Below are 11,539 nucleotides of genomic sequence, written 5' to 3' on the forward strand. Positions count from 1 at the left end.
GCCCGCGTCCGGCTGATCCCCGGCGACACACCCGTCCCGAACCCACTACCGCAGACACTTACCGCTTAACCTGCAGAAACAGGATCACTCGAAGATCGATTCATACACCACGTCCGTGGACGTGACCATCTGGGCGGTCGGCACAGTGACGGACGAGTGGTCCTCCGAGCCCGCCGCCGCGCACTTCGACGGCCGCCCCTGGCAGCGGACGCCGCTACCGGCCGTGACACCGGCCGGCTCCGACGTGCAGCTCACTTCGGTGCTCGCCGTGGCCCCTGACGACGTGTGGGCGGCCGGCAACTACCAAACACCGGAAGGGAATTTAGGGCCATTGCTGTTCCGGTGGAACGGCACCGCCTGGCGCGCCGTGGCCGTCGGGAAGGAGGGGGAGTTGACCGGGCTCTCTCGTGACGGCGGCACGGTGTGGGTGGTCGGCAATGAGACAACCTCCGTCCCTTCCTACGACAGCTTTTACCTGTTGACGCATGCGCAGGGACGGTGGTCGCGGTTCGACATGAAACTCCCGCTGGCCGTGCTGGCCCACGCCTCGGGCACAGGAAGACTGTGGGGCCTCGCCGGAAACAAGATCATGGAATACCGGTAGGAGCGCTGACTCCTACCGCTTCGTCCGCACCCCGTGCAGGGCCCCGCCTACTTCGCGCGGCGGGTAGTGCGCCTTGTCGATAACCGGTGTGCCCGCAGTGCCGCGTCGGTGCCGGGCCACCTCGCTCGCGGTCCCGGAGCGAGGTGATCTCTCTCACTTCCATGGGTAGATGGATAAACAGTCAGGTTCGGGCAAAGGTGTCCGGATTGAGCTCGTCAAGGAAGGCCTCGTCTTCACCGGCGAGGACTCGCCGATGGCGACGGTGCTGCTGTCGGTCATGGGCGCGTTCGCCGAGTTCGAACGCGCGCTCATCCTGGAACGCCAGCGCGAGGGCATCGCGGCGGCCAGGCAGCGCGGAGCCTACACCGGCCGCAGGCCCGCCCTCACCCCCGAGCAGGCCCGCGAACTCCGCGAGCGCGCCGCCGCCGGCGAACCCAAGTCCGCGCTGGCCAGAAAATTCGGGATCAGCCGCGAGACCGTGTACAGCTACCTGCGAGCTCAGTCAGCCACTCCTGTCAGCGCCCGCGCATGACTGTCTGACTGTCGACCGACGGTCCGCGAGTTTCGTGAAAGGAGCGGGAACACTCCGAACGGGCCAGCGCCGTGAGGTCAGGGAGGGACGTTGATGGAAGCAGCCGCACAGGACTGGGACTCCGTCCCGCTGACGGGCTTCAGCGACGCTCAGCGCCTGGCGGCGATGGAGCGCTGGCGGCTGCTGCGGCCCCACCTCGAAGAGGCTGTCCCACTGACCCAGGTCGCTGCGTCCTGTGGGGTTCCGGCGCGGACGCTGCGCCGGTGGCGTGCCGCCTACCAGGCGGGTGGCCTGGCCGCTCTGGTGCGCCGGCCGCGCGCGGACCGCGGCCGGGCGCGGATGCCCGAGCCGTTGCGGCTGCTGATCGAGGGCCTGGCGCTGAGGCCGCCCCGCACAAGCGTCGCGGTGATCCACCGGCAGGCGGTCAGTGTCGCCACCGCGCAGGGTGGCCAGCCCCCGGCTATTCCACCGTGCACGAGATCGTCCGCAACCTGGATCCAGCGCTCGCCGAGGTCGGAGTGGAGGGCAGCAAACGCTACCGGGAGGTGTATAAGCTGGTGCATCGCAGGGAGGCGTCCAGTCCGAACCAGATCTGGCAGGCCGATCACACCGAGCTGGACCTGTGGGTGCTGGATCCCAAGGGGCAACAGGCCCGGCCGTGGCTGACCGCCATCGAGGACGACCACTCGCACGCGATCGCCGGGTACGCGGTCAACCTGGAGGCGCCCTCGGCATTGTCCACCGCGCTGGCCTTCCGGCAGGCGATCTGGCGCAAGGCCGAGCCACTCTGGCACGTGTGCGGGATCCCCGAGGTGTTCCACCTCGATCACGGCCCGGATTTCACCTCCGCCCATCTGGAACAGGTGATGGCCGACCTGCGCGTACGGCCGGTGTTCAGCAAGAAGGGCCAGCCGAACGGCCACGGCAAGATCGAACGGTTCATGGAGACGATGAACCAGATGTGCCTGGCCCACCTGCCCGGCTATGCCCCCAAGGGCAGCAAGGACCGCGCCGCCCAAGCCAAGCTGACCCTTGCCGGGCTCGACGAGGCGATCGGCCGGTTCATCCGCGAGGTCTACAACCTGCGACCGCATGCGGAAACCTGCCTGCCGCCGCAGGACCGGTGGGAGGCCGGCGCGTTCATCCCCCGCATGCCCGACTCCCTGGAGCAGTCTGGACCTGCTGTTATGCACCGTCGCCAAACCGCGCAAGGTTCACACCGACGGCATCCAGTTCCTCGCCCTGCGCTACATCGACCCGGTCCTGGCCGGCTGCGTCGGCGAACAGGTCACCATCCACTACGACCCCCGCGACATCACCGAGATCTGCGTCTACCTGCGCCACCCCGACGGCACCGACGACACCTTCCTGTGCCTGGCTATCTGCCCGCAACTATCCGGCCAGACCGTCAGCCTCAAAGAGATCACCGTCGCGCGCAACGCCCGCCGCAAATAACTACGCGGCCAGCTCACCACCCGAGCCACAGTCGTCGACACCCTGCTGGCCCTGCACGACGAACCGCTGCCCGCCGCCTATCCGGCCACCACCGCGCTGCGCCAATGGACCACCCCTGGCCAAGCCTCCCCGCCGATAACACCGGCGACGCAGGCGACACCTCTACCCTTGGTGACGGTCCGCGACTCAAACGCTACTGGAATGAGTGACCGGCGCTCCGGCCGGAAAGACCCCCGGCGTGGACGAGCCCTCTACCTCGGGTGACAGCACCCCCGACGCCGACCCCGCCCTACCCCCGGTCAGCGCTCCCGGCCCTGCGGCACGCGCGTACACCACCGACCGTCCCGTGCCCGGCCCCGCTCCCGCCAACCGATCCGAGCCGGCACCCACCCCGCTCATGGGGGCAAGGAACACCGCAGGTTCGGCGAGTTCGCCGAAGCCGTCCGTCGCAAACGCTACATCGGCCTGTGCTATGGCTGCCCGGGCGTCGGCCAAAACCGAATCCGCCCGCGCCTACACCCGCTGGGACCAACTCGCCCCGCACCTCAACGGGCAGGGATCGGCCGCCGCGCCCGAGGCCGACGACGTCCTGGCGGTCCGTGCCGTCATGTACACACCCAAGGTCCACAGCACCCCGGACAAACTCGACAAGGAGATCTCCCTGCTGTGCGACCGGCTCGGCCGCACTGTCGACCTCATGCTGCAGACCGGCCGAGGTGACGGCGACAGCCCTTCCCGGGAACCGGTTCCACCGGCGCCGAACTCCCTATTGTGGATGAAGCCGACCGGCTCAAAACCGCCGGACTCGAACAACTCCGCGATCACCATGACCGTACCGGCATCGGCGTAATCCTCATCGGCATGGCCGGCATCGTTCTCTCCCCGGTTCAACCGTGTTGCAACTCGGGGCTCTCGGATCGGTTCGCGCTATCGAGGGGCAGTCGCCTGTCGGTCGCCCAGACGGCCAGCGCGCAGGCCGCGAATCCTACCCCGAGGAGACTGGAGCCCGCCCAGCCGTGGGCGGCGAAGATGGCGGTGGTTGCGGCTGCGCCGAGGGCGGAGCCGAGCGAGTAGAAGACCATGTAGCTGCCGATGGCGCTGCTGGTGCGATCCGGATGCGCGGCGGTGAGCAGGTGCTGGTTGCTCACATGCACAGCCTGGACCGCGAAGTCGAGAACCACGATTCCGACGATGAGGAGTCCCAGTGACCACGGCAGCTGCGCGATCGCTGCCCACGAGAGGACGAGCAGGGTGAGCGTGAGACCGGTGACCGGGGCCGCCCGTCCTGCATCCGCCCACCGTCCCGCGCGTGCCGCGCCGAGTGCGCCGGCGAGTCCGGCGATGCCGAACAGTCCGATCTGGCTCTCGCTTAGCTGCCACGGCGTGTCCACCAGCGGCAGGGACAGTCTGCTCCACAGAGTTCCGAACGAGGCGAACAAGAAGAACGTGATGAGCCCGCGCGTCAGGAAGATGCGCTGCCCGAATAGTCCGCGGAGTGAGACGACGGCCCGCCTGTACCCCGCAGGTCGGTTGGGGCGCTCTTCTGACGGTAGTACGACGAGGACGAGGGCCGTGAGCCCGAGTGACAGCACCGCGAGCACGGCATAGACGCTCCGCCAGCCCCACACCTCGGCGAGCGTGCCGGTGACGACCCGCGCGCCCAGGATGCCGACCACAACGCCCGAGGTCACGACACCGATGTTCCGTCCGCGTTCGGCAGGCAGTGAGACCGACGCGGCGTAGGCCACCGTGGTCTGCACCACGACCGCGAACACCCCAGCCGCCGCGAGCCCCACGAACGCCACCCATGCGGCTGACGCCGAGGCCGTCAGGATCATGCCCATTGCGGTGAGCGCCAGGTGCACGGCGATGAGTCGGCGCCTGTCGACCACATCGCCAAGCGGCACCAGCAGTACCAGCCCTGCCAGATAGCCGATCTGGCCGGTCGCCACGATCCACCCGGTAAGTTCTGCCGGCACGCCGAGATCGCGTCCCATCGGCTCCAGAACCGGCTGCGCCGCATAGATGCTCGCCACAGCGACACCACACACCACCGCGAGCAGCAACCGCCGCCACACGTCCATCGTGCTCCCATCCCAATCAGTAGCACATTGCAACCAATTTGACCGTACGGCATAATGGTTTCAATCCGCAACTCATCGGGAGGTGGCATGTCGCGCACCATTATGCGCGCCCCGAACCTCGACTGGACCGACCCGGACTGCCCCGTCGCCCGCACGCTCGACCTCGTCGGCGACAGGTGGAGCATTCTCGTCATCCGCGACGCGATGGACGGGGCACGATCGTTCACCGAGTTCAAGAGACGCACCGGCATCGCCCGCAACATCCTCACCGATCGCCTCCGCAAGCTCACCGCTCACGGGCTCCTCGCCCAGCGCACCGCGCTATCGGGCCGCCGCCAGGAGTACGTGCTCACCGACGCCGGCCGCGACCTCTTCTCCATCATCCTCACCCTGCGACAGTGGGGAGAACGCCACGCCTTCGCGCCCGGCGAGACCCACTCCACCCTTGTCGACCAGCACGGCATCCCTGTGCCGGAAATCGCGCCGACCAGCGCCGACGGCGCCCCCCTCGACACCGACACCACCCACGTGCAGAAGACCCGATAGAAAGCAGACCCTCGGCGCCTTCAGAGCTCACAGACACCCCGCCGCCCACGCGCCCGTCACAGGAGGCGGTGGTAGAGGAGTCGGCCGCGCGGTGGCACGCCTGCACACCGTGGGCCGGTTCGCACACCGCCGCGCCAGGCACGACCACCAGACCGCACACCACCACACCGAGACGATGCAGGACCGTCTCGGGGCAGCGCCGCTTCTCGTACTCGTCGATGATCTTGCCCAGTTTGGCAAGCTTCTCGGTGAACCACACGTTCTCGGCGCCTGCCGGCGGACGGTTGGAGTCCACGTACTGGTAACCGAGGTTGGAGAAGATGCTGACGATGTACATGCGCCCGCCCTTGCCGGGCAAGGCCTTCACGATGCCCGCGTCGGCGCCGGTGTTGTTCACCCAGCCGTTCTTGTGGGCGTACGTCACCTCGGCCGTGTCGTTGCACGGCCGAACGTCGTGACCGTACGCGATGCCCTGGCCGGGGACGGTCACGGTGCCGTCGGCGCCGCTCCAGCGTGCGGGCGTGAGCTGGGGGATACCAGGGGCGGGGTAGGCGGCGCCGCACCAGTTGGTGGTCGACAGGGTGACGTTCATGCCCTGGTCGCCCAACTTGCTCTTGAAGAACGTACGCGAGGCGTCGCTCAGGACGGCGGCGGTGACGTCGGAGCCGTTGGGAGCCGTCCACAGGGTGCCCAGGCCGCCGTTGACCAGCATCAGCAGCTTGGCGGTGTCGAGTGAGCTCATGGTGACGGGGTTGCCCACCGGCCGCCGGTGAGCGGGTTGGTGTTCTTCAGCTGCAGGGTCTCCAGGCCCAAGTCCTGAAAGGTCTGGTTGAGGCCGTCGATCGCGCCGCGGGGTCTCCAAGAAAGTCGGAGCGGTTCAGATCGTTAACGCCCTGCTGTACCAGAGCCGCACCGGCTGCCAGTGGGGCATGCTGCCCCACGACCTGCCACCTCGTAGCGCAGTGGTCTACTACTACACCGCCTGGCGCAGGGACGGCATCGACAAGACCATCCATGACCTGCTGCGGTTTCAGGTCCGTGAGAAGGCGGGGCGATTAGCCGACCCGAGCCTGGTGGTGCTCGACACCCAAAGCGTGCGTGCCGCGGCCGGGGTGCCCGCCACCACGACGGGCCGGGACGCCGGCAAGAAGGTCCCCGGTCGCAAGCGCGGGCTGGCCACCGATGTGCTGGGCTTGGTCATCGCCGTGGTGGTCGTGGCAGCCTCGATGCACGACAACGCCATCGGCAAGGTGCTGCTGGACCGGGTCGTCGCCGCCACCCCGCCCGGCAGCGTCCAGACGGCCCTGGTCGATCAAGGCTTCAAGAGCAGCGTGGCCGCCCACGGCGCCACCCACGGCATCGACGTGCAGATCGTCGAGCGTAACCCCGCCGGGGCCGGGTTCGTCCCCCAGCCCATGCGGTGGGTGGTGGAGCAGACCTACGGCACGATGGCCCTGGCATGGGGTTGGTCGAGGATTGGCCCGTCATCCCAGCCGGCCGGGCCGCCCGTCCTAGGGCGGAGGGCGGCTCGTTTCAGCCGCAGGCCAGCTCGAACCAGACGATCTTTCCCGTGGTCGTGTACTCGACTCCCCAGCGGGAGGCGAGGGTATCCAACAGGAACAGGCCCCGGCCACTCTCCGCGTCGGTGTCGGGCAAGCTCGCCTGCTCGGGCAGCGTATGCTTCGGGTCGTGGTCCTCGACCTCGCCGCGCAGCTGTCCTTCCGTCACGGCCAAGGACAGGCGTACGGGCTCCTGGGTCTGGTCGATCGCGTTGGCGATCACCTCGGTGACGAGCAGCTCGGTCGTTGCGCTCGCGTCCGTGAGTCCCCAGCCGCGGACGACCTCCCCGGCCTGATGCCGGGCCCTGGGCACCGATGAGACCTTCGGGTCGAAGGTCCACGATGCTCGCTCACTACCGGCTGCCGTCCAGTACCAAGCCGGCAGGGCGGTGACGCGCGGCCTCCGGGACGGGCCGTCGCGAGCCCGCGCCGCAGCGATGGCGCAAACCGGCCTTTCCTTCACGTTCAGGCATTCATACCCGGTCATGACTCTCACCTCGTTCGTCTCATCGTTCCTACGTGGCACCTTCACCATCAAGCATGCTTGGTTCGGCCTTCCGGAACATCGGGGGACATACCTGTCCGCGAGCCGAGTACGTACGTAGTGGGCCCACTGCCGAGGCCAAGGCGACGAATGTGAACGATGTGACCCATTCGGTGCCGACCGTCAAGGAAGAGCCGGAAAGTGGCAGCCCGCCCTCTTTGCCTGGTGGCGCCAGAAGGGAAGGATGCGGACGCTCGCATCTCGTTGGCCGAGTGCTGGCGTCACACCATTCAAAGCTCGCCTTCTGGTCGCCAGGCGAGTCACGCCCGGGGAGGGCGCCTCGGCTTGAGAATCGACTACCAGCCCCGGAGCGGCCTGAACGCCTTCCGGCGCATCAGCGCCGGAAAGTTTGCCCGCTGGCCAGCACCCGCGGCCAGCCCGACCGACCCGGCCACCTGGTCCAGATGCGGGGCCAGAGCGTCCAGTGCGCGGCCGATCCGGTCATCGTTGAGCAGGCCGGGCTCGACCCCGAACGCCTCACCCACCGCCCAGGCGCGCGCCCGGTCCTGCACCGTGCCCCAGCGGCGCGGGCGAGGTCAGCCGGTTGGCCACCAGCACCTCGATCACCTGCCCATGAGTCAGCTCCGCGACATCGCGCACCGGGCAGGCCGCATCCACCAGCTCCCGGATCCGCAACCGCGAGCAGAATCCGGCCAGCACCGGTAATGCCCCGAGCATCTTCTCGACACTGGCCTGGCCCCACAGCGCACGCTGTCGCACCAGCCAGGTCATACCGCGACAACGATCACCACAGCAACCCAGCGATCTTCACTTACCTTGACGTGCCGAAAACGGGACTAGCCGCTCTGCTCGGCGACCGGCCGGTCGCCGGCCTTGCGCCCGAGGACTACGCCGCGGTCATGGACCGCTGGACCGAGGTGGCGCCCGCCACCTGGAACCGGCACCTGTCCGCCCTGGTCTCCTCACCACCTGGGCTCAGCGCCAGGACCTCCTGGCCACCAGCCCCGCCCGCCGCCTGACCCCGCGAACAGGCGCCCGCTGCGGCGACTGCGTCCTCGCCAAGGACGGCGCTCTCGAGTGGGGCCCTGGGCCACTGCCACGGCCCGCCTGCTGCCCCGCCTGGCCGGCCGCACTGCCGGACCGGTGCTCCTAGCCGACCGGCGCGCCCCCGCCTCTGGGCGCCGCGTGCCCGCGGCTGGCGACATCTGCCCCATCTCCGGCCGCGGGCGACTGTCCTACCCGCGCGCGGAGCACATGTTCAAGCGGGCCACCTTGCCCTCCCGGGTCGGGTGTTCGGTGATGTCGGTAACCCACAACTGATTGGGACCAGTCCGTGCGAAGGCTCGGTCCACCAGGTCGACGGCGATCTGGTCGGGCTTGGCGCGCCGCCACTTGGGCCGGCCGCTGAGGCCTTGCAGCCCTGCTCGCTGCATGAGTAACTCCACCGCTCCGTGGCTGACCGGGACCTGGTGGCCCAGGCGCAGCTCGGCGTGCACCCGGCGGGCGCCGTAGGTGCCTCGGGAGCACTGATGGATCTGCCGGATCAGGTCGGTCAGCCAGACATGCCGGATGGTCCTCGGCGAGGGCGGCCGATCCCGCCAGGCGTAGTAGCCGGACACCGAGACGTCCAGCACGCGGCAGGCCACCTCGACGGGGATACCTTCGCCGACCATCACCGCGATGGCCTCGAACCGTCTTTTGGCGGCACCACCTCTCGCACCAGCTCGATCGCCCGCCGAGTGGCCTGCAGTTCTGTCTCCAACTCGGCGATGCGGCGCTGGGCGTCCGCTAACTCGATCTTCTCGCTGCTGGCCAAGCCGGGCTCCAGGCCGCGATCGATGCGGTCTTGCCGCCGCCAGCTGTAGATCGTCTGACTGCTGATCTCCAGATCGTGCGCCAGGTCGGTGACCTTACGTCCCGCCTCGAGTAGATCCAGCACCTTGCGCCGGAACTCGGGCGGATAGCCCCGTCGTCCCATGCCACTTTCCTCTCATCAAGTGGCACAAGAATCCAGTAATCCGCCTCCACTCAACCCGGGACACACCAGTCCTCCAACAAACCCGGCACGGTTCAGGTCCCATGGCTCCGGGTTCGCTGGCAGGAAACCGGTTGTGATTGGCTCCATGGCTCGTGGAACGCCTGCCCCGCTCGTGCCACGATTGTGCGTGCCAGTTCGTGGCCGAAGTTTTTGTGCTGACTTAGTACAGCTTCGACGCCAGCGAGAATTGCACAAAGGAACTACGAATGTCGTTTGCACTCAATCGGATGAGCGGGTGGCAAGCCTTGGCCTTGCGATGGCTCTAGCCATGACGACGTCAGGCTGTGTCGCCGCCCAGGCGCTGGCCGAGCCGACGCCGATGGCAGAGCCTAGCGTAAGTGCCACGGCTGCCAAGGCGAAGCTCCATGCGATGGTGACGACGCAGAACGCGGGGGTGTTCCCACGCGGCCAGCGAGTCGGGGAGAAGGCGCGCTATCCAGACGCACGACTTCACGCCCACCAACATCCATCTGGGCTATATCTCGCGTCGCCTGTTCCCGGACGGCATGCCCATGTGGCGGTTTAGGTACACGTCCTATTTCTCCTACCTCATCCCGGCCTCGGTCAGCGAGCGTGACTTTCTGCTGTCCCCCCGGGAAGTTCGTCAACGAGGGGCTTGCCGGGTACGTCACCACCTCTCCTGTCGAGGGACTCAAGATCTACCGGTTGAGCAAGAAGAACTACGGCTCGCGCCTGGTCACCGAGGCACAGAAGGACAACGTCCTGGCAGCCGACCAGGGCTGGCACCTCAACGGCCCGATGCCCTTTCACTTCACATCTGGCGAGTAGGCGGTGCATCAGGTCACGCCCAGAGGGTCACCCCACTGCCCTGTGTCGGTCGCCCCAAGGCACCAGAACACAGGGATGGAAAACGCCCACTACCTCCGATAGCCCGAATGCTTCACGAGCGACCTCGAGCAGTCGGGGTCGAGGTGGCGCAGACTCAGGCCGGTTGGCCAACCGGCAGAGCAGCCGGAAGGCATGCTCGCTGACCACGCCTTTATCGATTAGCCCTGCCCGAAGCCTGCCTCATTGCGTGCAACAAAGCTGGGCCATCGTAGCTCACATTCTATTCGCCAACTATTAGCATTTTGATTTCTGGAGATATCGACGACAGCCCAGATGAATCGACCTGAAGTCGTCCGTCTCCTTAAAGTCAAAGCGAAGCCTTTAGCCGATAGGCATGAAATCGCCGCCCGTCTGGCTTCATGAACAACGATGTGGCATCGCCTCTTGGGTATCATGGCGCCTCGAATGTCCATCGTTCTGAACAGGGCGAAAGCGAACCTCTTTCTGTATATGAGCTGAACGGAGAAATTACCAATGAAAATGCTGACGGCCACAGCAATCCTCTCCATGTCCATCGGGGCGATGGGACTCGCCGCACCACAGACTTCCCACGCCACGGACCACCGCGCAGGTCGCCGCCGCTATGACCACCGCGCAGGTTGCCGCCCCGCCGACGTGCGGCTATTACGTGGAGGGTGGCGTCGGCAAGATCTATAACTGTTCGACATATCGGCGCTCGGGCACCTGGAAGTGGTCGAGGTACCCGTACACGCAGCACACGGTCTGCATCAACGCCCGCAGCTCCTACACAATCGCGGCGGACTGGGAAATTTCCTGGGCATTCCTGGGAGGCGCGTGCTGATTAGCAGAGTGTCAACTTAACGGCTCTGGCCCGCAATCGGTGGTGGCACTGAGTGATCCCTGCCACGCTGGCCGGGCTGAAGATCGACGATCTTGCGGGTGTGGTGCTTGCGGGGCTGTCTGCCCTGGTTAGAGGATGCTGGTGCCAAATCGCTCGGAACAAGGTGAACACCAAGAAGGTGATCACCCAGTGGCCGGACATTCTCCGCGGTGCCGGATCGCTGGTGACCACCAGGTGCGTGCCTACGACCTGCTGCACATGTTCGCCCGCCAGGGCTATCCGACCCCGCTGGGACAGGCGTTCGCCGAGTATGGCGCCGCCTGTCCCGCCGCGTCGGTGAAGGTGAAGGTCCCGAAGGTCGGGTGGGTGCGGTTGCGCGGTCGTGCGCCGTGCCTGCGGGTGTGACGTCGTTCCGGGTGACCCGCGACCGTGGTGGGCGCTGGCAGGTGGCGTTCGCCGTCATCCCTGAGCCGGTGCCCGCGCCGGGCTCGGGTGAGGTGGTGGGGGGTGGATCGGGGTGTGGCGGTCAGCGCCGCCCTGTCCACCGGCGAACTGCTGACGGTGC

At 67.3% G+C, this 11,539-nt stretch carries 14 protein-coding genes and 2 pseudogenes; 11 read left to right on the forward strand and 5 right to left on the reverse strand.

Annotation, left to right across the window (positions count from 1 at the left end):
* Positions 1-115 precede the first annotated feature (115 nt).
* The 5 genes and pseudogenes from ACTWPW_RS60145 to ACTWPW_RS60165 all read left to right on the forward strand — a co-directional run bounded on the left by ACTWPW_RS60145 (position 116) and on the right by ACTWPW_RS60165 (position 3,441).
* Complete coding sequence (locus ACTWPW_RS60145) at positions 116-604, forward strand: hypothetical protein (protein ID WP_443174398.1); 489 nt, start codon at positions 116-118, stop codon at positions 602-604.
* A gap of 169 nt (positions 605-773) precedes the next feature.
* Positions 774-1,136 carry a helix-turn-helix domain-containing protein gene (locus ACTWPW_RS60150; protein WP_443174399.1) on the forward strand — a complete coding sequence of 121 codons (363 nt, stop codon included), beginning with the start codon at positions 774-776 and terminating at the stop codon, positions 1,134-1,136.
* Positions 1,137-1,301: 165 nt separating this feature from the next.
* A pseudogene (locus ACTWPW_RS60155) lies at positions 1,302-1,472 on the forward strand (helix-turn-helix domain-containing protein); the annotation flags it as partial.
* Between the two features lie 134 nt (positions 1,473-1,606).
* Positions 1,607-2,800 carry a DDE-type integrase/transposase/recombinase gene (locus ACTWPW_RS60160; protein WP_443174400.1) on the forward strand — a complete coding sequence of 398 codons (1,194 nt, stop codon included), beginning with the start codon at positions 1,607-1,609 and terminating at the stop codon, positions 2,798-2,800.
* Positions 2,801-3,063: 263 nt separating this feature from the next.
* Positions 3,064-3,441, forward strand: coding sequence for a hypothetical protein (locus tag ACTWPW_RS60165; RefSeq protein ID WP_443174401.1), 378 nt, complete (start codon positions 3,064-3,066; stop codon positions 3,439-3,441).
* A 37-nt stretch (positions 3,442-3,478) separates the two neighbouring features.
* On the opposite strand, the gene ACTWPW_RS60170 is transcribed toward ACTWPW_RS60165, so the two are convergent.
* Positions 3,479-4,675, reverse strand: a complete 1,197-nt coding sequence (locus ACTWPW_RS60170; protein WP_443174402.1) for an MFS transporter — start codon at positions 4,673-4,675, stop codon at positions 3,479-3,481.
* 87 nt (positions 4,676-4,762) lie between these two features.
* Here ACTWPW_RS60170 and ACTWPW_RS60175 point away from each other — a divergent pair, with 87 nt between their 5' ends.
* From ACTWPW_RS60175 to ACTWPW_RS60185, 3 genes and pseudogenes are all read left to right on the forward strand, one after another.
* Positions 4,763-5,221, forward strand: a complete 459-nt coding sequence (locus ACTWPW_RS60175; protein ID WP_443174403.1) for a winged helix-turn-helix transcriptional regulator — start codon at positions 4,763-4,765, stop codon at positions 5,219-5,221.
* A 320-nt stretch (positions 5,222-5,541) separates the two neighbouring features.
* Positions 5,542-5,679, forward strand: coding sequence for a hypothetical protein (locus tag ACTWPW_RS60180; protein WP_443174404.1), 138 nt, complete (start codon positions 5,542-5,544; stop codon positions 5,677-5,679).
* Positions 5,680-6,075: 396 nt separating this feature from the next.
* A pseudogene (locus ACTWPW_RS60185) lies at positions 6,076-6,570 on the forward strand (transposase); the annotation flags it as partial.
* A 184-nt stretch (positions 6,571-6,754) separates the two neighbouring features.
* On the opposite strand, the gene ACTWPW_RS60190 reads toward ACTWPW_RS60185, so the two are convergent.
* Together ACTWPW_RS60190 and ACTWPW_RS60195 are read right to left on the reverse strand one after the other, a co-directional pair.
* Positions 6,755-7,315, reverse strand: coding sequence for an ATP-binding protein (locus tag ACTWPW_RS60190; RefSeq protein WP_443174405.1), 561 nt, complete (start codon positions 7,313-7,315; stop codon positions 6,755-6,757).
* 486 nt (positions 7,316-7,801) lie between these two features.
* Positions 7,802-8,044 carry a DUF4277 domain-containing protein gene (locus tag ACTWPW_RS60195; RefSeq protein ID WP_443174406.1) on the reverse strand — a complete coding sequence of 81 codons (243 nt, stop codon included), beginning with the start codon at positions 8,042-8,044 and terminating at the stop codon, positions 7,802-7,804.
* Positions 8,045-8,106: 62 nt separating this feature from the next.
* Here ACTWPW_RS60195 and ACTWPW_RS60200 point away from each other — a divergent pair, with 62 nt between their 5' ends.
* Positions 8,107-8,304, forward strand: coding sequence for a hypothetical protein (locus ACTWPW_RS60200; protein ID WP_443174407.1), 198 nt, complete (start codon positions 8,107-8,109; stop codon positions 8,302-8,304).
* 216 nt (positions 8,305-8,520) lie between these two features.
* Here ACTWPW_RS60200 and ACTWPW_RS60205 read toward each other — a convergent pair whose 3' ends face one another.
* Together ACTWPW_RS60205 and ACTWPW_RS60210 are read right to left on the reverse strand one after the other, a co-directional pair.
* Positions 8,521-8,958, reverse strand: a complete 438-nt coding sequence (locus ACTWPW_RS60205; RefSeq protein WP_443174408.1) for an IS3 family transposase — start codon at positions 8,956-8,958, stop codon at positions 8,521-8,523.
* Positions 8,958-9,263 carry a transposase gene (locus ACTWPW_RS60210; RefSeq protein ID WP_443174409.1) on the reverse strand — a complete coding sequence of 102 codons (306 nt, stop codon included), beginning with the start codon at positions 9,261-9,263 and terminating at the stop codon, positions 8,958-8,960. The genes ACTWPW_RS60205 and ACTWPW_RS60210 overlap by 1 nt, the downstream gene beginning before the upstream one ends.
* A gap of 633 nt (positions 9,264-9,896) precedes the next feature.
* Between ACTWPW_RS60210 and ACTWPW_RS60215 the strand changes: the two genes are divergently transcribed.
* Entirely contained in the window at positions 9,897-10,112 is a 216-nt protein-coding gene (locus ACTWPW_RS60215) for a hypothetical protein (RefSeq protein WP_443174410.1), read from the forward strand.
* Positions 10,113-11,208: 1,096 nt separating this feature from the next.
* The gene (locus ACTWPW_RS60220) at positions 11,209-11,379 is read left to right on the forward strand and encodes a hypothetical protein (protein ID WP_443174411.1); all 171 of its coding nucleotides are present in this window, start codon (positions 11,209-11,211) and stop codon (positions 11,377-11,379) included.
* The last annotated feature ends 160 nt before the right edge of the window (positions 11,380-11,539 follow it).

Origin of the sequence: Nonomuraea sp. KM90 (assembly GCF_052246675.1) — a bacterium.
Taxonomy (GTDB): Bacteria; Actinomycetota; Actinomycetes; order Streptosporangiales; family Streptosporangiaceae; genus Nonomuraea.